The organism is Streptomyces sp. NPDC044003, from assembly GCF_056435185.1.
The window spans coordinates 133,274-156,913 of the sequence record NZ_JBWKFA010000003.1 but is presented as its reverse complement, the minus strand read 5'-3'; the positions used below and the strand labels follow the sequence as shown (position 1 = coordinate 156,913).

Sequence of the window (23,640 nt, the reverse complement as noted above, 5' to 3'; positions counted from 1 at the left end):
TACGGCCGACGCCGGCCGCACCGGGCCCCGACAGGACCTAGCCGGAGATCCGCTCCCAGGCCTCCTCGAACATCTCGTGGAGGGGTGCCGTCGGCAGCACCCGGACGAACGGGGAGCGGATCCGGTTGTCCCACATCGGCCGCACCAGGTGACTCGTCAACTTCACGGTCTCCAGCGGCAGGTGCGGGGCCTTGAGCTCCGTCCAGTCACCGGGCAGGAACAGGGTCCGGCCGGCCCGTGCCCGCTTGGCCTCCAGGACCGCGCCGGTGGCGAGGAGCTCCGCCCGGACCTCCGCGTGCCGCTTCGTCGACCAGCCGTTCCACCGCCGTACGTTCCGGTCGGTGGGCGCGGCGAGGGTCGCCAACTGGAGGTACAGGGCCGCCGCGTCCGCGCCCACGCCGAGCTTCGCCGCCACCCGGGCGAGGAGCTCCGGGCAGGACCGGCGCGGATCCGCCTCGTACGCGCCGACCGGTACGGCTCCGGAGCGCGCGCGGCGCATCATCCGCGCGAGTCCGCCGCCGGAGAGCAGCGGTGCCACCCGGTCCAGTTCCTCCGCGAGGTCGGTGAGCTCGCGGACCTCCCGCCACGCCTCGGGGTCGGCGACCGCCGCGGGGCGCAGGAAGGCGGCGCCGCCGGGAGCGCACACGACGAGCGGTCCCGAGTCATGGGCGCGGACCGGATCGGCACGGTTCTCCGCGTGCCAGGCGACCGGCAGCAGCCGGGGTCCGAACCGTGCGGCGATCCGCTCCGACGTGTCCTTGACGCGGCCGCCGGCGAGGTCGAGCAGCAGTTCCGGGCGGTCCAGTTCGGCGCGCAGCCGCTCGTACAGGTCCTGCGCGCCCGCAAGCGCCGGATCGCCGACGGGCCGGTCCGTCCACGCCCACACCAGGGCGCTCGCGAGGTCCGTCAGGGCGAGCCCCACCGGGGTGCGGTAGGGCAGTTCGGGCCCGGCCGGCGGTACGGCCCTGACCTCCACCTCCGTGCCGTACCGGGTCCCGGCCAACTCCCAGCCGGCCGCGCGCACGGTCGCGTCCTCGGCTGCGTCGTGGCCTCCGGCGAGACGCCGGGCCCACACCTCGGCGAGGCCGAGGTCGGTCTCCAGGGCGTCGGCCGTCCCGTCGTCCACGACGGGCTGCGCCCCGAGGAGCTCCCGCCACACTCCGGCCATCCGCTCCACGGCCGCCTCGACCCCGCCCTGCCCCCACAGCTCGGTCGGGTCGTCGGGCAGGGCGGCGGCCAGGACGGCCCTGCGGCCCGCGTCGCCGAGCCGGGCGCGCAGCTCTTCGTACGACTCCGCCGTCAGCGGGGTCGCCCTGTACGGGGCCTTGCGCACGAGGGCCCGGTCCTCCTCCCGGTCGGCCCGGCCGACGAGACCGGCGACGACGAGCCGGGCCACGGACCGTCGCACGCCCGTCAGTTCGGCGAAGCGCGCGACCGCCGTCTCCGGGACCGGGAGCGGCCCGTGGGCGTCGACGGCGGCCACGAGGGCCCGCAGCCGCTGGGCGTCGTCCCGCTCCACGCGCACGTGCCGCACCTCGGTGGCCACGCCCGGGACCGGGTCGGCGTGCGGGTTCTCGGCGACGGGCGCCACGAACCAGTGCTCCGCGCCGCCGTCCCGTACGCCGGCGGACGCGATGACCGTGCTGTACGCGCGCATGAAGTCCACGATCCCGGGGCCGGACGTCCTCCCCGCCCACCAACGGCTGCCCGCGCGCGCGAACGGCTGCTCGGCCCAGGTGTCCAGGAGCGCGAGGAGAGCGGCCCGGTCCGCGTCCGGGGTCGGTGCCACCGCCGCCCGCCAGGCGACGGCGTCGATCGTGCCGAGGAGCTGTGACCAGTCGTGCGGCGGGGCGGGCGGCGAGAGCCGCCGCACCTCCTCGACGATCGTCCCCTCCAGGCAGGCGCCGTCGGCCGCGAGCGCGGTCAGCGTCGCGGGGAGGGCCACGTCGGGGGTCCGACGCCACCGGTCGGTCTCGCCGGTCCCGACCAGACCGAAGAGCGCGGGAACGAGTTCGGTGTCGGGCGCGGACCGGCCGAGCCGCACGGGCGGCGCCTCGGCGAGCAGCGTGACGCGCCGGTGCAGGGCGCGCCGCCGCTGCTCCACGCGGGCGGCCCGCTCCGCCACGGCGACGACGGCCTCGACCAGGACGGGATCCGTGACGTCCGGCAGCTCCCGCGCCACGACGGCACGGAGCGTCGCCGCGGCGTCGGAAGCGGCCGTGCCGTCGACGGCGCCCGTACCCTCGGAGGCGGCGAAGGTCTCGGAGGCTGCCATGCTCTCGGAGGCGGCGAAGGTCTCGGAGGCAGCCATGCTCTCGAAGGCGGCCGTGAGCAGCGCTTCCGCCGCCTCCCGGCGCACGTTGCGCAGCGCCCGGGATCCGGCCGCGTCCCGGGTCCGGAGCAGGTACCAGAAGGCCGGGGGCAGGGCCACGCCCCGGGACGGGGTGACCCGCCGGGCCGGCTTCACCCGGGGCTCGCGGTGCGAGTGGTTCCCGTCCAGCTCCCACAGCAGGACGCCGTCGGCGGTGTACGCGCGGACGCCCGTCCACGTCTCGGCCTCGGCGAGGACCACGTCCTCCGCGGCACCCTCCGGCGGCGCCCACAGCGCCCAGGGCTTCTGGCCCTGCCGGTCGATGCCGAACCGCGCCGTGCGCCCGTCGATGCTCTGGAGCAGGTAGTGATCGGGCGCGGGGTCGCGGTGCGGGGTACGGAACAGGATCCGGGTTCCGACGAGACCGTCCCTGCTCCCGAGCGGGGAGTCGGTCAGGCCGGCGGGCAGCGGCGCCAGGTGCAGGGCCTCCGGGGCCAGGGCCATGCCCGCCTCGGACGGTTCCGTCGCCGGGTCGGCGCTCGCGGGGCGACCGGGGAAGTCGGGCACCTCGACGCCGCCCGTCGGCTCCCCGGTGACCGAGTCCACGGCCTCCCAAGGACGCCTGCCGTACACGCCGTTGGTCCAGATCCGGGAGCCGTCGCCGAGCTGCAGCTCGTTGCTGTCGATGCCTTCCGTGCCGCCCGGCCGCAGGGCACGCAAACCGCCGTGGCGCCCTCCCCCGTCGGCCGTCTCGAACTGGAAGCCGTAGGCCCCGTCCAGCTTCCCGCCGAACGGTACGAGGCCGCCCTGCGCTTCCGGCGTGAAGGGCTCCTCGGGCCGGTCCGCCCAACAGGCGGTGTCGCAGTAGTACGGATCCTGCTTGACCGACCAGCTCACGAGGAAGGATCCGCCGACGTAGTGGACGGCGTGCATCGTCGCGTCGTCCGGCACCGTGAACCGGCAGGACGCCCGCACCCCGTCCGGGGCGACCGCGACCGCCCGGTCGGCCCCGAACACGGTGAGCACCGGCCAGGTGCAGGTCACTCCGGCGACACCGGTCACTCCCAGCACGGGACCGGCGACGGCGTCATCGGTCTCGGCCTCCGCCTCGGCTTCGGCTTCGGCTTCGGCTTCGGCTTCGGCGGCGAACTCCGCGTACACCGACTCGAGCGCCGGCCAGGCCAGTTCCTCCGGAAGCCCGGCCGTGAGCGAGCGGCGCAGCGCGCCCGCCGCGCTCACCGCGCCGAGGGCGTCGGCGATCCCGCCGAGCGCCGTCACGGTCGGCCGGTCGAGAAGGGTCTCCAGCTCGGCCACGGACTCCTCGGCGCCGGCCATGCCGCCGCCCCCGACGGTGTCGACGAGCTTGCCGACCCGTCCGGCCACCTCCTGGGCGATGCCCTCGTTGCCCGGGAGCAGCGTCACCGCGGAGCCGGGCCGGCGCCCGTGCGCCAGGTGCCAGTTCGGCAGCAGGTTCGCGTGCACGGTCCCTTCCAGGCGCGGGCCGAACACCGGGTCGGCGGCGAGCGCGACGAGGTCGCGCCGGGACTTGTCGCCCCAGAAGCGCATCCGTACGTCCGCGCCCGGGTCGGTGATCGTGACTCCCGCCGCCAGGCAGGCGTCGAGGACGTCCGCGTCGAAGCCCTGGTAGTGGTGGCGGGTGGTGTGCAGCGTCACGGGTGCGGCCTCGGCCCCCAGGCGCGGCCCCAACCGGCCGATCAGGTCGAGGAGTTCCCCGGGCAGCGGCTGGCGGGCGACGCCGCCGCCGGACTGCAGGGCGTACTGGTACATGCGGACGAAGCTCCCGAGCCAGTGATGGACGCCGCCCTCCGGCACGATCCGGCCGGCCTCCATGGCCGCGGTCGCGCCGCAGCCGATCAGCATCCGCAGCCACGGGCCTCCGTCGGTGACGCCTTCGGGGAAGACCTCCACCAGGCCGGCCGCGATCGCGTCCGTCGGCGGATGGGCCGTCAGGACCGTCTCGGCCGCCGCGAGCAGGGCGTCCGGCACGGTCTTCTTCCGGGTGACCGACAGGATCGCGGCCACGAGCCGGGCGACCTCCGCGTCCCCGAGCCCGGCCTTCTTGGCGGAGGCCCGCACCCGGCGCACCAGATCCGCGGGGAGATCGGCGGGCGAGGCGGCCCAGGCGGTCAGGAACGCCTCCAGGGCGGTGTGCGCCGCCGTCGGCTCGAGGGTCTCGGCGAGGAAGCGCTGGTGGGCGCCGAACTCCTTGGCGGGCATGGCCCCGCCCTTGGCGAACAGCAGCCCGTTGGCCAGGCGATAGGCGGGGTCCACCGGCAGACCGTGCTGGGCCTCGGCCGCCCGCGCCGCCGCGTACGCCCGCCCGCCCGGCCTGCTCCCGTAACCGATGAGCCGATGCCCCACGGTGTCCCAGAACCACGGCAGATGCTCCGGCGGCAGCTTTCGCGCCCGCCACGCCATCGCGTCGACGAACGCGCCGGGCTTGGTCCAGGACCGGTTGAGCTCGGCCCCCATGTCCTCCACCAGCGCACGCGCGGCCTCGGTCGCGTCCGGGTCCTGGGCGGCGACCCAGTCGGCGTAGGTGGTCGACACGTGCGTACCGGCGGTGGGCAGCAGGGCATCCAGCGAGACGATCATGTACCGGATCGTCGCACGCCCCACTGACACCGCCCCGGGCAGCCGGTCTTCGTCGAGATTCTGCCCCGGGAGCCCTTTGGGAGCGCTCTCAAGCTGTACGGCCTACAGATATCCTGGTCCGCGCAGGACCGCACACCATTCATCGGACACGCACACCACGCACATCACGCACCCCGCCCATCCGAAGCAGCCGACCAGCCGACCAGCCGACCAGCCGACCAGCCGACCAGCCGAGGAGCGTACGCCTTGCCCGAGCAGACCACGGGGCCCCGCCCCACGCTGGAAGGCGTCGCCGCACGCGCCGGTGTCTCCCGCGCCACGGCCTCCCGGGTCGTCAACGGGGGTGCGGGGGTACGGGCCCCGCTGGTGGAGAAGGTGCTCAGGGCCGTGGACGAGCTCGGTTACGTACCGAACCACGCGGCCCGTACCCTGGTGACCCGGCGCAACGGCGCCGTGGCCGTGATCATCGCGGAGCCCGAGTTCCGGATCTTCTCGGACCCCTTCTTCGAGCAGCAGGTACGCGGCATCAGCCGCGAACTGACCGCTCACGACGCCCAGTTGGTACTTCTGTGGGTGGAGGGGCCGGGGGACCACGAGCGGATCTCCCGCTATCTCGGCGGCGGGCACGTCGACGGCGCCCTGGCGTTCTCGCTGCACAGCGACGACGCGCTCCCGTCCGTGATCGAGCGGGCGCGGATTCCGGTGGTCTTCGGCGGGCGGCCCGCCCCCGGTACCGATCCGGCCGTGCCTTTCGTCGACTGCGACAACCGCGGGGGCGCCCGGGAGGCGGTGCGGCATCTGGTGGGTCTCGGGCGGCAGCGGATCGCGCACATCTCCGGTCCCGCCGACCAGACGTCCGCGATCGACCGGATCCACGGCTATCGGGACGTCCTCCTCGACGCCGATCCCGAGCTCCTGTGCCGGGGCGACTTCACGGAGGAGAGCGGCGCCCGCGCGATGGCGGAGCTCCTCGACCGGCGGCCGGACGTCGACGGGGTGTTCGTCGCCAACGACCTGATGGCCTCGGGGGCGTTGCGGACCCTGCGGGAGCGTGGCGTGCGGGTGCCGGAGGACGTGGCGGTCGTCGGCTTCGACGACATGGCCTCGGTGGCCGAAGGGACCGTCCCCGCCCTGACCACCGTCCACCAGGACATCGAGGGGATGGGCCGGCTGATGGTGAAGCTCCTCATGCGGCTGCTCGACGGTTCCGGGCCCGGGATCCCGTCCTCCGTGATCACCCCGACCTCACTGGTCCGCCGCGCCTCCGCCTGACTCCGTACGGGAAGGCGGCGGGTCCCGGTGGCCTTCCCGGGCCCGCCGCCTTCTCACCACGGGGTCAGTCGTACGGGATGACGAGGACGGACTTGTCCGTGCCCGTCTGGAGCCGTGAGTCGCCGTTTCCGATGGCGCTCCAGACCTCCAGGCGGACCGTGCCGCCGCGCAGGTCGCCGAGGGTGCCGGTGGCGGACTTCAGGCCGCGTGTCTGGCCGTACTCCTCCCAGCCGGTGACCGGGTCGGTCGCGAAGTACTGATAGGTCTCCGTCCGGTCGAAGGTGCCGTCGCCGGTGAGGTCGTAGCTGATCCGGGCCTGCTGGCCGAGGCCGACCACCGTGCCGGCGTCCACCTGGAGGCGGAACGCGGTCGAACCGCCGCTCCTGAGCGTGCCGTTGACGTTCTTCACCTCGTAGACGAGCGGCCGGTTCGGGGTGCCGTCGTAGTTGGCGCCCTGCGCCGAGGCGATGGTGTCGCTGCCGGCCGTGGCGCCGGTGGCCGTGGTGAGGGTGCCTCCCGTACGGAGCTGGAAGGTGTTGCCCGTCGAGGGCTCGGGGTCGGGTCCGGGGCCGCCCGTGCCGGTGCCGGTCGCGGTGGAGCGGGCCGGGACCGAGAGGGACGCGCCGTCGGAGAAGGTGACCGTGCGGGCGGTCGTGCCGTGGTTGTGGGCCACGTACGTGCGGGTGGTGCCCTTCAGGAAGACGGCGGAGGTGGGGAGGGAGCCGGTGACCGTCGCGTCGGGAGCGCCGAGCGTGTCGAGCGCCGTCAGCCAGTGGTAGGTGTGGGCCTTCGACTCCCCCGCCTCCGGGGTGTAACCGGCGTTGCCCGCGTCCCACTTGGCCTTGGCGGTGCCGGGGTCGGCGAGGGACTGGAACTCCCAGAGGATGTCGCGCCATTCGACGGCGGGGCCGCCGTTCTCGCGTTCCATCTCGGCGATGTTGCGCCGGACGGCGTCCTTGTGGCCGGCGAGCTGGAGCGAACCGCCGGTCACCGGGAGGACGTTGATGCCGTGGATCTCCTCCGGGTTCGCGGTCCACCAGGTGGAGTAGGCGGCGCCGCTGCCCCACACCATGCCGACGGTGTCGTGCTGGAAGGCCGCGGGGAAGACCTGCTGGTCGGCGTCGAACCAGTACTGGGCGACGGCTTCGCCCTCGGTGGTCAGCAGGTAGGTGCCGAGGTCGCGGAGCTGGTTGTCGCCGGTCGCCGAGCCCCAGAGGACGAGGGCGGCGCTCAGGTTGGTCGACTCGGAGGAGGACTCCTGGTTGTTGCCTGCGGCGAAGCCCTGGTGGCCGCTGGCCCAGCTGTGTCCGGCGTAGACGTCGAAGCCGCGCAGGAAGGGGAAGGCGCCGTCGGTGCGGCTGGGGTTGGCGGTGTCCCTGACCAGGTTCTTGACCATGGCGCCCCACGCCGAGTCGGTGGCCCAGGACGGGTCGTACTGGGCGACGATCGCCGCCGCGTACACGTAGTAGCCGTAGTGGAAGTGGTGGTCGTTGAGTTCGGTGTCGCTGCCGTAGGAGGCCGGATAGCCGATGAGGGTCTTCCAGGTCTGGTCGTACGAGAACTCGTTGGCGCCACCGGCCGTGAACCAGTCCTGGAGACGGCCCTTGAGGAGGCCGAGGAGCTTGTCGCGGATCGCGCCCTCGCCGATCTGGTCGGCGAGCGGGACGAGCTGGGCGAGCTTGCCGAGGGCCTTGCCCGTCCAGTACGTGTCGACGGCGCCGGAGAAGGGGTCGGAGGAGTTCGCGACCTCGTTGAGGTAGCCGCGCAGCCGGGCCGGGTCCACGCCGGCGCCCGGCAGTCCCGGCAGGGTGGCGGCGGCCCGCTGTGAGGTCGTGAAGGAGGCGGACTCGCGGACCTTCATGGTGCCGCGCGGCGAGACGTACGTGTACGGGGTGAGCGCGTCGGTGGTGTGCAGCCACTGGTGGCGGTAGAGCGCCTGGAGGGTGCCCCGTTCGGTGCCTTCCTTCGCCTCGGTGGTGAGGGTGTACGTGGCGCGGACGGTCCCCGCGTCGTAGCTCCAGTTCACCGTGGATCCGGTGACGAAGCTGTACGCGTACCTGCGGTAGGTCGCGAGGGCGTCGGTGGAGGGCAGGACGGCGACGGAGAAGTAGTCCTTGCCGCCGAGGCCCGCGGTGACGGTCGAGCCGGACACGTTCCAGTCGGTGCCCGTGGGTGCGAAGAGGGCGTAGTGGTGGCCCGCGACGGTGATGCCGAGGACGTTGCCCTGGTCGGCGAAGACGGTGGGCGCCTCGGCGGTGGTGATCCGGGCGTCGCCACCGGTGCCCTTGGCGTACACGAAGGGCAGGCCGTGGCCGATGGTGGTGCGCAGGGTGCGGGCGCCGTCGGACCAGTAGGGGGTGACGGTCCAGTCGGACCAGGCATCGGCCTTGGTGTCGGGCGAGTTGAGGCCGGTGAGGCCGAGGGTGAGGTCGCGCTTGTGGGCGAACTCGTACTGGCGCCCGTCGCCGACGATCGCGGGGCTGGTCGGGTAGCCGATCTCCAGGCCGCCGGCGACGGCCTGGTAGGTGAGCGGATGGCCGTACATGGGGGTGGAGTACGGGTTGTCCCCGTACCGCTGGAAGGCGAGGGAGGACCACCAGTCGTTGGTGGGGACCGGCTTGCCCTGGGCGGCGGGGGTGACCTTGGGGGTGACCGGGGTGCCGGTGTTGGTGGTGGGTCCCGAGGTGCCGGCGGGTCGGGTGTCGGAGTAACTTCCGGCGCCCGCGGGGACGGTGGCGGCCGCCGCGGGGCCGGCGGCGGGGCCGACTCCCAGGGCGGCGAGGGCGGAGACCAGGACCACTACTGCGGCCGGCCTGCTGCGGGGGGCTGGCATGAAGGAGCACCTCATGTCGTCGGGTGGGTGGGGGGTGTGCGGGGATGAGGGTGAGAGCGCTCTCAGGTCGCCGGAAACGTAAAACCCGCGAAACGACTGTGTCAATGGATTGAACACAGACGGGAGTTGACGGCTCTTCCCGTCCGATACGCCTTCGAGCCTTGACGGATGCACCTCTCCACGGGCACGCTCCCCCCGCAGGTTTGAGAGCGCTCTCAATCGCGCTCTCCATCGCTCTCGCTCGTTCCGGAGCCAAGGAGGCTTCCCATGCCCATCGCCCGAGCCGCCAGAAGAACCGCCGCCCGCCTGGGGGCGGTCGTGCTCACCGGGGCACTGCTCGCCGCCTGCGGAAGTTCGACGGACGGCGCGTCCGCGGACGGAGCCGGGGGCGAGGTCACGGTCACCGTGGACCTGTTCGGCTCGTTCGGATACAAGGAGGCCGGGCTGTACGCCGAGTACGAGAAGCTCCACCCCGGTGTCACGATCAAGCAGACGGACACCGAGGACGAGGCCGACTACTGGAAGTCCCTCCAGACCCGGCTCGCCGGCGGGGGCGGTCTCGCCGACGTGCAGGGCATCGAGGTGGGCCGGATCGCCTCCGTCACCCAGCAGCAGGCCGAGCGGTTCGAGGACCTCGGGAAGTACGGGGCGGAGGCGCTCAAGGACCAGTTCGCCCCGGCCAAGTGGGCCGCCGCCACCGGCAAGGGCGGCGAGATCCTCGGGCTCGGCACGGACGTCGGCCCGGAGGCCCTGTGCTACCGCGCGGACCTGTTCAAGCAGGCCGGGCTGCCGACCGACCGCGAGGAACTGGCGAAGAAGTGGGCCACCTGGGACGGCTATCTGGAGCTCGGGAAGCAGTACAAGGCCAAGGCCCCGGGCAGGAGCGCGTGGATCGACAGCGTCGGCAGCCTGTACTCGATCATGATCGGGCAGGAGAAGGAGCGGTACTACGACGCCTCCGGAAAGCTGATCTGGGAGGAGAACCCTGCCCTGCGCACCGCCTGGGACCACGCCGTCGAGGCCGCGCAGGGCGGTCTGAGCGCCAAGCTCGACCAGTGGTCCCCGCAGTGGAACCAGGCCTTCGCCGCCGGTTCGTTCGCCACGATCCCCTGCCCCGCCTGGATGCTCGGGTACATCAAGGGCCAGGCCGGTGAGACCGGCAAGGGCAAATGGGACGTCGCCGCGCTCCCCGGCGGCGCGGGCAACTGGGGCGGCTCCTACCTGGCCGTGCCCAGGGCGGCGCAGCACAAGAAGGAGGCGTACGAGCTGATCAAGTGGCTCACCGCGCCCGAGCAGCAGACCCGGCTCTTCGAGAAGCAGGGCAACTTCCCCTCGGCCACCGGGGCGATCGAGAAGGTCGCCGGCACCGAGGACGCGTACTTCTCCGGCGCCCCGACCGGAAAGATCTTCGGCGACGCGGCGAAGGCGGCGCCGGTCCAGGTGCTCGGCGTGCACGACCAGAACATCGCGCAGCAGATCACCAACGCGCTGAGCGAGGTCGAGCGCAAGGGCACCTCGCCCGAGAAGGCCTGGTCGAACGCGAAGAAGGGCGTCGAGAACACCATCGGCTGACGTGGAGCCGCCGGGCGCGCCGCGCATGACCGCCGGGCGCCGCGCATGCCCACCCGGCGCCGCGCCCGCCTGCCCGGGCGCCGCGCTCACCCACCCGGCCGCGCGCACGCCAGCCGGGCGCCGCACCCGCCCACCCGGCCGCGCGCCCGCCCGGCGCCGCCCCCCACCCCCCTCTCGCCCCGACCTCTCACCGAAGGGCCGCACCGTGACCCTCACCGCACCCCAGGCACCGGCCCCGCCGCTCGCCGCCGCCCCGCCGTCCCGGCCGGGGAGCGCCCGGCGGGCCTGGCGGACGGTCTCGCCGTACGCCTATCTCGCCCCCTTCTTCACCCTGTTCGCCGCCTTCGGCCTCTTCCCCCTGCTCTACACGGCCTTCGTCTCCCTCTACCGGGTCGAGCTCCAGGCCCCCGGCGACATGGAGTGGCGCGGCCTCGGCAACTACACCGCGCTCCTCGGCGACGAGTACTTCTGGGTCGCGCTGCGGAACACCTTCACCATCGGCGTCCTCTCCACCGTGCCGCAGCTGGTGACGGCTCTAGGCCTGGCGCATCTGCTGAACTACCGGATGCGCGGCCGCACCTTCCTGCGCACGGCGGTGCTGCTGCCGTACGCGACCTCGGTGGCCGCCGCCACCCTCGTCTTCGCCCAGCTCTTCGGCCGGGACTTCGGGCTGATCAACTACGGGCTCGGGCTCGTCGGCGTCGACCCCGTCGACTGGCAGAACGGCACGGTCGCCTCGCAGATCGCCGTGTCCACGGTCGTCATCTGGCGCTGGACCGGATACAACGCGCTGATCTACCTGGCAGGCATGCAGTCCATCCCCGACGAGCTGTACGAGGCCGCCGCGATGGACGGGGCCTCGCGGTGGCGGCAGTTCTTCCACGTCACGCTGCCCGGCCTTCGTCCCACCATCCTCTTCACCGTCATCGTCTCCACGATCGGCGCGACCCAGCTGTTCGGCGAGCCGCTGCTCCTCGAAGGCTCGATCTCGGGCGGCATCTCGCACCAGTACCAGACGCTCGGCCTCTACATGTACGAGCAGGGCTGGGGCTTCTTCCACCTGGGGCGGGCCGCGGCCATCGCCTGGGTGATGTTCCTGCTCATCGTGGTGCTGGTCGGGCTCAACGCCCTGATCGCGCACCGCCGTTCCCGCAAGGAGGCCGGCCGATGACCACACTCGTCCGCCCGGCACGGACCGGACCCTCCCGAGCCGGCCGCACCCTGCACGCCGGGCCGCTCGCCTACACGATCCTGATCGTCGCCGTACTCTTCTCCGCCTTTCCCTTCTACTGGACGATCGTCGCCGCGAGCCGCTCCAACGCCGACCTGGCGAAGGTCCCGCCGGCCCTGCTGCCGGGACCGCACCTCATGCGGAACTTCGAGGCCGTACTCGAAGAGGCAGACATCGGCAAGGCGCTGCTCAACTCGCTCCTCGTCTCCGGCTCGATCACCCTCGGCACCGTCCTGTGCTGCACCCTCGCCGGTTTCGCCTTCGCGAAGCTCCGCTTCCGGGGCCGGGGCGCGCTCCTTGCGGTCACGGTGGGAACGATGATGATCCCGCCGCAGCTGGGGGTGATCCCGCTGTTCATGCTGATCGCCGAGCTCGGCTGGGTGAACCAGCTCCAGTCGGTGATCCTGCCGGGCCTGGTGTCGGCGTTCGGGGTGTTCTTCATGCGGCAGTACCTGGTGCAGTCGCTGCCGGACGAGCTGATCGAGGCGGCCCGGGTCGACGGTGCGTCCACGGCCAGGATCTTCTGGTCGATCGTGGTGCCGGTCGCCCGGCCGGGCATGGCCGTGCTCGGTCTGCTGACCTTCATGGCCGCGTGGAACGACTTCTTCTGGCCCGTCGTCGCGCTCTCCTCCTCCGAGCCCACCGTCCAGGTCGCGCTGCGTCAGCTCGGCGGGGGTTACGTCCACGACCAGTCCGTGATCATGGCGGGCACCCTCCTCGGGACCCTGCCGGTGCTGCTCGTCTTCGGCCTCCTCGGCCGGCAGATCGTCGGCGGGATCATGCAGGGCGCGGTCAAGGGCTGACGTCCGTGGTTCACCGTCCTTCACCAACAAGCCTCTCACTTCAGGGAGTTCTCCACCCATGACCGCGCTTGACGCCCACTCCGACGTCACGACCGCCCTCCGCTTCCCCGAGGGCTTCCGCTGGGGCACGGCCACGGCCGCGTACCAGATCGAGGGGGCCGCCGCCGAGGACGGCCGCACCCCGTCCATCTGGGACACCTTCAGCCGTACGCCCGGCAAGGTGCGCAACGGCGACACCGGCGACATCGCCGCCGACCACTACCACCGGGTCGACGAGGACGTCGCCCTGATGCGGCGGCTCGGGGTGACCGACTACCGCTTCTCGATCGCCTGGCCGCGGGTCCAGCCCACGGGGCGCGGCCCAGCCGTCCGCAAGGGCCTGGACTTCTACCGGCGGCTCACCGACACGCTCCTGGAGGCCGGCATCCGCCCGGTGGCGACGCTCTACCACTGGGACCTGCCGCAGGAGTTGGAGACCATGTCCGACAGCGGCTCCGCCGCGGGGGGCGGCTGGCCGCACCGGGAGACCGCGTACCGGTTCGCCGAGTACGCGGGGATCATGGCGGACGCCCTCGGTGACCGGGTCGCGACCTGGACCACGCTCAACGAGCCCTGGTGCGCGGCCTTCCTCGGCTACGGCCAGGGCGTGCACGCCCCGGGCCGGACCAGCGACCTCGCCGCGCTGCGCGCCGCGCACCATCTGAACCTGGCGCACGGCCTCGCGGCCCGCGCGCTGCGCGGTGCGCTGCCCGGTGCGGCGGAGGTGTCGCTGACCCTCAACCTCCATGCCGTACGGGCTCGTTCGCAGGCCCCGGAGGACGTGGACGCGGCCCGCCGGATCGACGCCGTCGGCAACCGGATCTTCCTCGACCCGGTCTTCCACGGCCGGCTCCCCGAGGACCTGGTCCGGGACACAGCGTCCGTCACGGACTGGTCCTTCGTGCGGGACGGCGACCTGGCGACGGCGGCCGCGCCGATCGACTCCCTGGGGATCAACTACTACTCCCCGGCGGTCGTCGGGGCGGGCACCTCGGAGTCGCCCTCGCCGTGGGCGGGGGCCGAGCGGCACGTACGGTTCGAGCCCGTGGCCGGGCCGCGCACGGCAATGGACTGGCCGGTGGACGCGGACGGGCTGCACGAGCTCCTGGTCCGGCTGCGGGACGAGCTGCCGGGCGTACCGCTGGTCATCACCGAGAACGGGGCGGCGTACGACGACTACGCCGATCCGTCGGGGAACGTGAAGGACCCGGAGCGGGTGGCGTATCTGCACGCGCACCTGGCGGCGGTGCACCGGGCGCTCGCGGACGGCGCCGATGTGCGGGGCTACTTCCTGTGGTCGCTGCTCGACAACTTCGAGTGGGCGTACGGCTACAGCAAGCGGTTCGGGATCGTCCACGTGGACTTCGCGACGCAGCGCCGGACCCTGAAGGACAGCGCCCGCTGGTACGCGGAGGTCATCGCCCGGGGCGGTCTCGGGGAGGCCTGAGACCGTCCGGCCCCTACTTCTTCGGGGCGCCGGCGAGGTTGCGGCCGTAGTCCTTGGCCAGGTCCATGGACGCGTCGAAGATGCGGTCGAGGGAGGCGGTGGGGTCCGGCACGTTCTCGTACAGGTGGGTACGGGCCGTGAACGTGGGCGCCGAGGCCGACATGGTGCTCTTGCGGAGGACGTTGCGGGGGCTGCCGAAGCAGGACACCTCGTCGGCGACGTCCTGGCCGGCGTCCTCGATCTCCTTCAGGCCGTCGTCGCCGGTGACCGTCATGTCGAGGTCGCTGCCGAACTGGAAGCCGCCGTCGCCCTCGTCGCAGACGAGGCCTTCCATGGTGGGCGCGGCGACGGTGGTGTAGCGGGTGCCGGGGTCGGCGGCGAGCTTCTCGCCCTTCGCCCCACCGGCGTCGCCGGTGTCGGCGGCGGAGGGCTTCGCGGAGGCCGGCTTGTCCGCCTGCCCTGTGCCGTCGGCCGGCGCTTCGGAACCGCAGCCCGCCACCGCGCTCGCCAGGACGACCGCGGCGACTGCTGTCCTCACCCTGTTCACGTGCTGATTCCCCCGAGAAGTCGCGATGTTGATCATGATCCGGTGATCACACGTGCAGGTCCCGGATGTGCGTGCAGCAGCGCACGAAGTCCCGTACGGCGGGATCGGTGTCGGCGGCGGCCGTGCGGGCGACGCCGACCCGGGTCGGTGCGATGCCGCTGACGGGCCGGTAGACGATGCCGGGGCGGGCGTAGAAGCGGGCGGCCGACTCCGGGGCGAGGGCGATGCCGTGGCCCTGGTCGATCGCGCCGAGCCAGTCGTCGGGCTGGTCGACGACGGCTCCGATGCGGACGGGACGGCCCTCGCGCGCGTCGGTCGCGAGCCAGAAGTCCCGCCAGGCGCCCGTCTCGGCGGGGGCGGCGACGAACGGCTCGTCCAGGAGCTCCGTGAAGGGGATCGTCCCACGGCCGGCGAGCCGGTGGTCGACGGGGAGAGCGACCCAGCGGGGCTCGCTGAAGAGGACGTCCACCCGGAGGTCGTCCTCGCCGGGGAACGGAAGCCGTACGAGGGCGACGTCGACTTCCCCGGCGGCGAGTCCGGCGGTGGGGTCGGACCAGGCGGCCTGCCGCATCGCCACCCGCCAGTCGGGCCTGCGGCGCGCGAACTCCTCGACGATGGGGCGGGTGGCCTCGTTGGCCGCGCTCGCCAGGTAGCCGACGCGCAGGACGCGTTCCTCCCGGCCCGCCGCGGTCTTCACCTCCTGGAGCGTGCGGCTCCAGGAGGCGAGCAGTCCGGTCGCCCGCTCGGCGAGCACCCGGCCCGGTTCGGTGAGGGCCATGCCGGCTTTGGACCGGGTGAACAGCCGTGCCCCGAGCAGCGCTTCCAGGTGCTTGATCTGCTTGGTGAGCGCGGGCTGCGAGACGTAGAGCCGTTCCGCCGCGCGCGTCAGGCTGCCTTCCTCCGCGACGGCGACGAAGTACCGCAGGAGCCGGGTGTCCACATCCATGCCGCCAGGTTATGGATGCGGGTATTGGACGCCAAGAGGACGCGCGACGAGGCTGTGGGTCATGTCCCCCACGTACCTCATGGTCACCCTTGTCACCGTCCTGGCCAACGCCGGTATCGCCGCCGCCGACCTCGCGCGGGCACCCTTCGTGCTGGCCAACTCTGCGGAAGTGGGCGTGCCGGCGAGCTCGATCCCCTGGCTGGCCGCCCTGAAGGCGGCGGGCGCCGCCGGGCTCCTGCTCGGCCTGCTGGGCGCACGGCCCGTCGGTGTCGCCGCCGGAGCCGGACTCGTGCTCTTCTTCCTCGGCGCGGTCGCCGTCCATGTCCGGGCCCGCGTCTTCCACAACATCGCCTTCCCCACGGCCTTCCTGGCTCTGGCCACCGGCTCCCTCGCCCTCGCCGTCGCGCAGTAGGGCCTGTCCGACGAGCGTGGTCGGACAGGCCCTGGGGGGTGGAGCGCGGTCAGGAGGCGTTCGGGCCCACGTCCGTGGGGGTGAGGGGGCGACGGACCGGGGTCAGGGTCGAGTACTCGTCGGAGCCGATGTCGCGCGTGGTGCCCCGGGCGTGGCCGTCGATGTCCTCCGGGACCGACACGGTGGCGAGAGTCGCCGCGCCGATCGCGGGGCTGCCCGCCGAGAGGCGGAAGACACCGTCCGTGGACTGCGTCAGGCGGGGGTCGACCCGGGTGTAGCCCGCGTTGGGGAGGGTGCCGTCGGCGGCCGCGCCCCAGAGGATGTTGCCCTGCCAGATGAAGCCGGTCGTCGCGCCCATCGCGACGAGGCTGCCGCTGTCCCCGACGATGAGGTTGTCGGCGACGGTCACGTCCTGCGGCTCGTACGTGCGGGTCTCCCCCGAGAGCGAACTCTTGTTGGCGCGCAGGGTGTTGTGCACGATCACCGCGCGGTCGCAGGCGTCGTTGCCGCGCCGCTCCTCGGTGGTCTCGCCGTCGTGGTGGTCGCGGGTGGTGCCGCTGCCGATCACGAGCGCCCGGCCGGTGAGGCCGGCGAGGTGGTTGTTCACGACCAGGTGGTCGTTGCCGTAGAGACGGATGCCCTCCTTGCCGCCCAGCAGCCAGTTGCCCTCGACGGTGGAACCGTTGCCGTGGCGCAGCACGATGCCGCCCTGGCTGTCGCGGATCGTGTTGTACCGGATCGTGTTGCCGGAGGACTTCACCGAGATGGCCTCGGGGTCTCCGTCGCACCGCTCGAAAAGGTTGTACTCCACGATCGCGTCCGCGTGGGACAGGGCCCGGCTGCTGACGCCGAGCCGGATCGACTCGCCGCCGTTGGCGCCCGTGTACAGGTGGTTCGAGAAGCGGTTCTTGAAGATGTGGAGGCCCTGCGCCACGGCGGTCGTGCCGGGCCCGTCGACGACGACGAAGATGCCCTGCGTGGTCCGGTCGTGGAAGTGGTTCCGGTCGATCTTGGCGTCGTCGCCCTCCACGAGGACCCAGTCGAGGCCGTCCACGTCCGCGAACTGGATGTCGTTGCGGGTCAGCCGGATGCCCGTGCTACCCGCCGGGATCGACAGGGTTCCGCTCTGCCGGAGCGCGAAGCCGCTGATGGTGACGGCACTCGCGCCGTCGAGGACGAAGCTGCGCGCGCCGCGCAGGACGGCGCCGCCGCGGGTCTGCGAGACGATCGTGATGCCGCTGCGTCCCGAGACGTCGATCGCTCCGCCCGAGGGGACGGTGTAGGTGCCGTCGGCGACGACGATCCTGTCTCCGGGGACCGCCCGGTCGATCGCGCTCTGGAGCGCGCTCAGGGAGGTGACCGGCGCCGGCTCGGCAGCCGAGGCGCCGAGGGGGACGGCGGCGGCCGCCGCGCCGAGCAGCGAGCCCTTGAGGAAGGTACGTCGTCGCATGATGCCTCCTGGAGGAAGGGTGAAGTCGTCGTCTGTGTCCTGTGACCAGGTGGCATGGATCGCCGTGGCGCGGGGGCGCCGGGACCCCGGTGCGGGCCCCCACGGCCCGCACCGGGTCCTGACCGGTCGGGTCCGGTTCCGGACGCCGGCTCCCCGCCGGCGTCGGCCCGTCCTGCCCGGTGCCGCCCCCACGACGGCAACCGTCAGGACGACGGCCGCCACGGCGCCCGCCTCGGTCCCGCTCGTTCCGGTCTGTTCCTCGGAACCCGTCGGCGGGCGTACCGGGTGGACGGTCACCCCTCCCTGGCCTGCCGACACGCACAGCCTGCCCTGCGCCGCTCACGTCTCGCTCACGTTCCGCTAACGCCCGGGGCCGGGCGACCGGCGCGAAGGGCTGCGGGCCTGGACACGTACCGCAACGCCGGGGAGCCGTCGTCGAACTTCGTGGGGGTCGCCACCGGGGGCACGGGGACCACGCTCCGGTACGCGGCCACCTCGACGGCCGTGCCCGCGCTGCGTACCGGCAGCCACGTCATCGACGTCGATGTCACCGCCGCCGGACGCCTGATCGTCCTCGTCGACGGCACCCAGGTGATCGACGTGGCGATGACGCTGCCCAAGAACGTCCTGGTCGGATTCTCCGGAGCCACCGGCGGTTTGACAGACCGTCACGTAGTCACGGGAGTACGGATCGGCTACTGAGGTAACCTGCTCGCCCTTCGGAGCACGTACCCGATCTCTTCCAGTGAAGCGAGCGATACTGATGACCGAACTGAGCCGGATATACGTGGACGAGTGCCTGCGCGGGGACGGCGGGCTCGCGACGGCCGTCGCCCGGGCCGAACTGCCTCCGGCCTTCGAGGCGGCCTGGCGCTCGCACCTGCTCCCCCGGCCCTGGTTCGTCCGTGCCTCGGAGACGGCCGCGTTCGCCCGGGACCTGGAGGGTCTCTACGACCTCCTCGTGTCGCTGCCGGAGCGGCTCTTCGACGGGGACGTCGAGCGGTACGCGGCGGAGCTCGGGTTCGAACCGTCCCTCGTGGCACTGCTCCGCCGGGCCGGGTCGGGCGTCCCCGCCAGGCTGGGGCGCGCCGACGCGTACCACGACGGCACCGGGTTCAAGCTTCTGGAGCTCAACCTCGGCAGCGAGGTCGGCGGTCTCGACATGGACGTCTTCGACCAGGCGCTGCTGCGGGTCCCCGAGTTCGCCGGCTTCGCGCGCGAGCACGGCCTGGACCATGTGGACATCGCCGCGCGGATGGCCGCCGTGCTGCGCGACCGATCACGTCCCGCGCTGTCCGGCTCGGCGGAACCGGTGATCGGTCTCATCGAGGGGCGCGGGGGTGTCGGCCCGTACGGAACGCTGATGCGCGCCACCCAGGAGGCGATGGCCGAGCAGGGCCTCGACCTCAGGATCGGGGAGATCGGCGACGTACGCGCGCGTGCCGACGGAAAACTCACCCTGGACGGCACGCCGCTCGACCTCGTGCTCCGGAACTTCGCGGCGAGCCAGCTGCTCGACGACCCCGAGGGCCCGGGAGTGGCGGAACCCTTCTTCCGCGCCCACGAGGCGGGCAGGACCGTGCTGTTCACCTCCCTCGAAAGCGGCCTCTACTCCCACAAGAGCGCCCTCGCTCTCCTCTCCGACCCGCGGCGGGCCGATGCCTTCGACGCCGCCGAGCGGGCCCTGGTCGAACGGGTCCTGCCGTGGAGCCGGGCGCTGCGCGCCTCCGGCCCCGCCGAGCTGATCGACCTCTGCCGGGAGCGGCGGGAACGGCTCATCCTCAAGCCCGGCGCCGGGTACGGCGGTCTGGACACGTTCGTCGGCTGGGAGTGCACGGACGCCGAGTGGGGGAAGGCCCTGACCCTCGCGGTCGAGCGCGGCGGCTATGTGGCGCAGGAGCGGGTCGTGCCCCGGCCCGAGCCCGTGTACGACCCGGCGACAGGGACCGTGGACGACTGGATCGCGGCGCTGGGGTTCTTCCTCACCGACGACGGCTACGCGGGCGCGCACGCGCGCGTGAACCGCGCCGACGGGGGCGCGATCGTCGGGATGAGCAGCAACCCGGACACGCGGATGGTCGGGGTGTTCACGCACCCGTGACGACGGCTGTGGCGCGTGGCGGGAGGATCACCGGCCCCCGGCGGCGCGCATGCCCCTGGCTCGGGCGGCCTTCGACGCCGCGTCGGAACCGAGGAGGTCGAGGACGTCGCGGGCAAGGGTCGGCCGGGGGGAGACGGCCAGGACGCCTCCGCTGAACGTCGAGGTGATGGCGGTGTCGCCCGGCAGCGGGCCGGCGACGACGACGCCCGGCAGGTCCATCAGCTCGCTGTGCTGCTGAAAGGCCAGGTCCGCTCGGCCGGATGACAGCAGGCTGCCGGCGGGCACGCCCGGTGGCGCCTGGACGAGCCGGTCCCCCAGCACGTCGGCGAGGTCGAGCCGGGCGATCAGATCGACGAGGGCCGTACCGCTCGGGCCGGTGGAGTAGGCGATCCGCTTCGCCGACAGCAGTGCGGCCCGCAGGTCGGATTCCGAGCGCAGCGGAGGGAGCGGTGCTCCCTCGGGCACGGCGGCGACGACCTCCGAGACCCACAGGGGGCGCACCGTGTCGCCGAGGACGTACCCCTGCTCGGTCAGCCCGGCCAGCGCCCCGTCGGCCAGTACGAGCACGTCGGACTCGGCGCCGTCACGGACCCGCTTCGCGATCTCGACGCCGCCGGCGGAGTCGAAGCGCACCGCGAGCCCGTGGGCGAGCCGGATGTGTTCGGTGAGTTCGGCGAGCACGGGCCGCGTCGCCATCGAGGACAGTCCGGAGATCTCTCGGTCCACGTCTTCTCCTGGGGCCTGTCCGACCCTGCGGGTCGGATCGGGCCGGGTCGTCGGGTGAGTGTGATCGGCGTGCGGCGAGCGCGCGTGCCGGGCGGGCCGGCTTGGTCCGACGCGAACGGTCGGAGGGGCCCTGGTCCGGCAGATGGTACGGCGCGCGGTCGGATGCCTCAACGCGGGTCTGCGAGACTGATCGTGTGAGCACCACCCAGAGCACCGCGGCCGGAAAGGTCCTTCTGGTCCTGTCGGCCTTCGACCGCGAGCATCCGTCGCAGACCCTGTCGGACATCGCCCAGCGCACGGGGTTGGCTCTCAGCACGGCGCACCGTGTGGTGGCGGAACTGGCGGCGTGGGGGGCTCTGGAACGTGCGGAGGACGGGTCGTGGCACGTCGGGTTGAGGCTCTGGGAGATCGCCTCGGGATGCCCCCGTACGCAGATCCTGCGTGACGTGGCCCTGCCGTTCATGCAGGACCTCTACGAGGTGACGCACGAGAACATCCAGCTCGCGGTGCGCGAGGGCACCGAGCTCGTGTTCGTCGAGCGGATCGCCGGGCACCGGTCGGTACAGCTGCTGACGATGGTCGGGACCCGGTTCCCCATCGGTTCCACCGGAATGGGCCGGGTGCTGTTGGCGCACGCGCCGCGGGACATCCAGGAGGAGGTCCTCGAATCGCCGCTGCGGGCCTGGACACCGCACACCGTCACCGATCCGAAGACCCTGCGGGCACAGCTGGACCGCATCCGCCGCGAGCAGGTCTTCGTCAGTGACCGCCAGCTCTCGGAGGACACGGTCGCGGTGGCCGCGCCCGTACGGATCGGCCGGGCCGGACCCGTCAGCGCGGCTCTGGGGATCGTCGTCGCGGCGCGCAGCGCGAGCCGTGCGCGGGGACTGCGTGAACCGCTGCTCAGGGCCGTGCACGGAATCTCCGACGAGCTCGGCCGACGAGCCCGCACGGTGCTCTGACCTCGCAGGCACTTCCGCCTGACGGAAACGCCGGCGACCGGCCGCCGCTCCGGGTGTCAACGTTCGGGTTACCCCGAACGCTCGCACCCCCGCAGGAGATGCCATGGCCGATGCCCCCGTCGACACCGTCACCTCGGTGCCCGTCGCCGTAGTCGGCGCCGGCCCCGCCGGCCTGATGCTGGCCCACCGGCTCGGACGGGCGGGTGTCGGGACGGTCGTGCTCGACACCCGCACCCGGCACGAGATCGAGACGACGCAGCGGGCCGGCATCCTGGAGGCGGACGTGGCCCGGGACCTGGTCGAGACCGGCGTCTCCGACCGGATCCTGCGCGAGGGCCACGAACACGAAGGCACCGAGATCCGGTTCGGCGGCCGGGCGCACCGGATCCACTTCAAGGCGCTGGTGGGCGAGTCGGTATGGCTCTATCCGCAGACCGACGTCTTCATCGACCTGGCCGACGCGCGGGACCGGGACGGCGGCACGGTCCACTTCGGCGTCAAGGACACCGAGGTCCTCGACATCACCACCGACGCCCCGCGGGTCCGCTACACCGCCGCCGACGGCTCCCGGCACGAGATCCGCGCGCGGTACGTGGTCGGCGCCGACGGCTCCCGCAGCATGTGCCGCAACCTGGTCCCCGAGGACCGTCGGGTGCGGTACGGCAAGGAGTACCCCTTCGCCTGGTTCGGCATCATGGCCGAGGCCCCGCGCAGCGCGCCCGAGCTGGTCTACGCCCACTCCGAGCACGGGTTCGCGCTGATCAGCCAGCGGACCGAGACCGTGCAGCGGATGTACTTCCAGTGCGACCCCGACGAGTCCGTCGACGCGTGGCCGGACGACCGGATCTGGGAGACGCTCCAGGCCCGGGTGGCCGGCGAGGACGGCTTCCGCCTCGCCGAGGGACCGGTCCTCGAGAAGGCGGTGCTGCGGTTCCGCTCGTTCGTGCAGGAGCCGATGCGCTGGGGCTCGATGGTGCTCGCGGGAGACGCCGCGCACACGGTGCCGCCGACCGGCGCCCGCGGGCTCAACCTCGCTCTGCACGACGTGAAGGTGCTCGCCGACGTCCTCCTGCGGGCGCTCGGCGGCGGGGGCGAGGCCGCGCTCGACGACTACCAGCCGCGGGCGTTGCAGCGGATCTGGCGGGCGCAGAACTTCTCCCACTGGCTGACCGGGCTGCTGCACACGCCGCCGGGCGCCTCGGCGTTCGACCGGCGCCGCCAACTCGGCGAGCTCGACAACGTGGTGGGAACGCGCGCCGGACGCGCCTATCTCTCCGAGCAGTACACCGGCTGGCCCGTCAGCGTCCAGGGCTGACACCGACGACTCCCAGGAGCACATCCATGATCATCGACTGCCACGGGCACTTCACCACCGCACCGCCGCAGTTGGGGCAGTGGCGCGACCGTCAGATCGCGGCGGCCGAGGGCCGCGGCCCCGTCCCGGACCCCGACGAGTTGGTCATCACCGACGACGACCTGCGGCAGGCGATCGAGGGCAACCAGCTGCGGCTCATGGACGAGCGCGGCAGCGACCTGACGATCTTCTCCCCGCGTGCCAGTTTCATGGCCCACCACATCGGTGACTTCGCGGTGTCCTCGGTGTGGGCCCGGATCTGCAACGACCTGGTCCACCGCGTCAGCACGCTCTACCCCGACCGCTTCGCCATGGGCGCGATGCTGCCGCAGTCGCCGGGCGTCGACCCCGCGACCTGCCTGCCCGAACTGCGCCGCGCGGTCGAGGAGCTCGGCGCGGTCACCATCAACCTGAACCCCGACCCGTCGGGCGGCAGGTGGACGGCGCCACCGCTCACCGACCGGAGCTGGTACCCGGTCTACGAGGCGATGGTCGCGTACGACATCCCCGCGATGATCCACGTCAGCACCTCGTGCAACCCGGCGTTCCACACGACCGGCGCCCACTACCTCAACGCCGACACCACGGCGTTCATGCAGCTGCTCCAGGGCGACCTGTTCACGGACTTCCCGACGCTGCGGTTCGTGATCCCGCACGGCGGCGGCGCCGTCCCGTACCACTGGGGCCGGTTCCGCGGCCTCGCCATGGCGCTCGGCCGGCCGGACCCCGAGACCCTGCTCGACAACGTCTTCTTCGACACCTGCGTCTACCACCAGCCCGGCATCGACCTGCTCACGCGGGTCGTCCCCGGCCGGTCCGTGCTCTTCGCCAGCGAGATGATCGGCGCGGTCCGCGACATCGACCCGCACACCGGTCATCACTTCGACGACACCAAGCGGTACGTCGACGCCACCCCGCACCTCTCCGGCGAGGAGCGCGCCGCCGTGTACTCCGGCAACGCCCTGCGCGTCTACCCCCGACTCGCCGCCCGCCTCGCCGCGGCCGGCCGCTGACCCCA

General features: G+C 72.8%; 17 protein-coding genes. 11 read left to right on the top strand and 6 right to left on the bottom strand.

Features of this window, described 5'->3' with window-relative positions; all coding sequences use genetic code 11:
- Positions 1 to 37 precede the first annotated feature (37 nt).
- Positions 38 to 4,927: a hypothetical protein gene (locus tag AC07AW_RS12775; protein WP_478815470.1), complete on the bottom strand. Its 4,890-nt coding sequence runs from the start codon at positions 4,925 to 4,927 to the stop codon at positions 38 to 40.
- A gap of 246 nt (positions 4,928 to 5,173) precedes the next feature.
- On the opposite strand from AC07AW_RS12775, the gene AC07AW_RS12770 reads away from it, so the two are divergent.
- The gene (locus AC07AW_RS12770) at positions 5,174 to 6,199 is read left to right on the top strand and encodes a LacI family DNA-binding transcriptional regulator (protein WP_478815469.1); all 1,026 of its coding nucleotides are present in this window, start codon (positions 5,174 to 5,176) and stop codon (positions 6,197 to 6,199) included.
- A 64-nt stretch (positions 6,200 to 6,263) separates the two neighbouring features.
- On the opposite strand, the gene AC07AW_RS12765 is transcribed toward AC07AW_RS12770, so the two are convergent.
- Positions 6,264 to 9,032 carry a glycosyl hydrolase gene (locus AC07AW_RS12765; RefSeq protein WP_478815468.1) on the bottom strand — a complete coding sequence of 923 codons (2,769 nt, stop codon included), beginning with the start codon at positions 9,030 to 9,032 and terminating at the stop codon, positions 6,264 to 6,266.
- Positions 9,033 to 9,299: 267 nt separating this feature from the next.
- Here AC07AW_RS12765 and AC07AW_RS12760 point away from each other — a divergent pair, with 267 nt between their 5' ends.
- The 4 genes from AC07AW_RS12760 to AC07AW_RS12745 all read left to right on the top strand — a co-directional run bounded on the left by AC07AW_RS12760 (position 9,300) and on the right by AC07AW_RS12745 (position 14,124).
- The gene (locus AC07AW_RS12760) at positions 9,300 to 10,604 is read left to right on the top strand and encodes an ABC transporter substrate-binding protein (protein ID WP_478815467.1); all 1,305 of its coding nucleotides are present in this window, start codon (positions 9,300 to 9,302) and stop codon (positions 10,602 to 10,604) included.
- A gap of 205 nt (positions 10,605 to 10,809) precedes the next feature.
- Positions 10,810 to 11,775, top strand: coding sequence for a carbohydrate ABC transporter permease (locus tag AC07AW_RS12755; RefSeq protein ID WP_478815466.1), 966 nt, complete (start codon positions 10,810 to 10,812; stop codon positions 11,773 to 11,775).
- Positions 11,772 to 12,638, top strand: coding sequence for a carbohydrate ABC transporter permease (locus AC07AW_RS12750; RefSeq protein ID WP_478815465.1), 867 nt, complete (start codon positions 11,772 to 11,774; stop codon positions 12,636 to 12,638). Before AC07AW_RS12755 ends, AC07AW_RS12750 begins: the two co-directional genes overlap by 4 nt.
- A 58-nt stretch (positions 12,639 to 12,696) precedes the next feature.
- The gene (locus tag AC07AW_RS12745; RefSeq protein ID WP_478815464.1) at positions 12,697 to 14,124 is read left to right on the top strand and encodes a GH1 family beta-glucosidase; all 1,428 of its coding nucleotides are present in this window, start codon (positions 12,697 to 12,699) and stop codon (positions 14,122 to 14,124) included.
- 13 nt (positions 14,125 to 14,137) lie between these two features.
- On the opposite strand, the gene AC07AW_RS12740 is transcribed toward AC07AW_RS12745, so the two are convergent.
- Complete coding sequence (locus tag AC07AW_RS12740) at positions 14,138 to 14,662, bottom strand: hypothetical protein (protein ID WP_478815463.1); 525 nt, start codon at positions 14,660 to 14,662, stop codon at positions 14,138 to 14,140.
- Positions 14,663 to 14,717: 55 nt separating this feature from the next.
- Complete coding sequence (locus tag AC07AW_RS12735; RefSeq protein WP_478815462.1) at positions 14,718 to 15,617, bottom strand: LysR family transcriptional regulator; 900 nt, start codon at positions 15,615 to 15,617, stop codon at positions 14,718 to 14,720.
- Between the two features lie 61 nt (positions 15,618 to 15,678).
- Between AC07AW_RS12735 and AC07AW_RS12730 the strand changes: the two genes are divergently transcribed.
- Positions 15,679 to 16,029 carry a DoxX family protein gene (locus tag AC07AW_RS12730; protein WP_478815461.1) on the top strand — a complete coding sequence of 117 codons (351 nt, stop codon included), beginning with the start codon at positions 15,679 to 15,681 and terminating at the stop codon, positions 16,027 to 16,029.
- Between the two features lie 49 nt (positions 16,030 to 16,078).
- On the opposite strand, the gene AC07AW_RS12725 is transcribed toward AC07AW_RS12730, so the two are convergent.
- Entirely contained in the window at positions 16,079 to 17,479 is a 1,401-nt protein-coding gene (locus AC07AW_RS12725) for a chondroitinase-B domain-containing protein (protein ID WP_478815460.1), read from the bottom strand.
- 444 nt (positions 17,480 to 17,923) lie between these two features.
- Here AC07AW_RS12725 and AC07AW_RS12720 point away from each other — a divergent pair, with 444 nt between their 5' ends.
- Both AC07AW_RS12720 and AC07AW_RS12715 read left to right on the top strand, forming a co-directional pair.
- Positions 17,924 to 18,181: a hypothetical protein gene (locus tag AC07AW_RS12720; RefSeq protein WP_478815459.1), complete on the top strand. Its 258-nt coding sequence runs from the start codon at positions 17,924 to 17,926 to the stop codon at positions 18,179 to 18,181.
- 61 nt (positions 18,182 to 18,242) lie between these two features.
- The gene (locus AC07AW_RS12715; protein WP_478815458.1) at positions 18,243 to 19,580 is read left to right on the top strand and encodes a hypothetical protein; all 1,338 of its coding nucleotides are present in this window, start codon (positions 18,243 to 18,245) and stop codon (positions 19,578 to 19,580) included.
- 27 nt (positions 19,581 to 19,607) lie between these two features.
- Here the strand turns inward: AC07AW_RS12715 and AC07AW_RS12710 are convergent, their stop codons facing one another.
- Positions 19,608 to 20,306, bottom strand: coding sequence for a substrate-binding domain-containing protein (locus AC07AW_RS12710; protein WP_478815457.1), 699 nt, complete (start codon positions 20,304 to 20,306; stop codon positions 19,608 to 19,610).
- 194 nt (positions 20,307 to 20,500) lie between these two features.
- On the opposite strand from AC07AW_RS12710, the gene AC07AW_RS12705 reads away from it, so the two are divergent.
- The 3 genes from AC07AW_RS12705 to AC07AW_RS12695 all read left to right on the top strand — a co-directional run bounded on the left by AC07AW_RS12705 (position 20,501) and on the right by AC07AW_RS12695 (position 23,635).
- The gene (locus AC07AW_RS12705) at positions 20,501 to 21,268 is read left to right on the top strand and encodes an IclR family transcriptional regulator (protein WP_478815456.1); all 768 of its coding nucleotides are present in this window, start codon (positions 20,501 to 20,503) and stop codon (positions 21,266 to 21,268) included.
- Positions 21,269 to 21,371: 103 nt separating this feature from the next.
- The gene (locus AC07AW_RS12700; RefSeq protein ID WP_478815455.1) at positions 21,372 to 22,583 is read left to right on the top strand and encodes a 4-hydroxybenzoate 3-monooxygenase; all 1,212 of its coding nucleotides are present in this window, start codon (positions 21,372 to 21,374) and stop codon (positions 22,581 to 22,583) included.
- Between the two features lie 26 nt (positions 22,584 to 22,609).
- Positions 22,610 to 23,635, top strand: coding sequence for an amidohydrolase family protein (locus AC07AW_RS12695; RefSeq protein WP_478815454.1), 1,026 nt, complete (start codon positions 22,610 to 22,612; stop codon positions 23,633 to 23,635).
- Positions 23,636 to 23,640 lie beyond the last annotated feature (5 nt).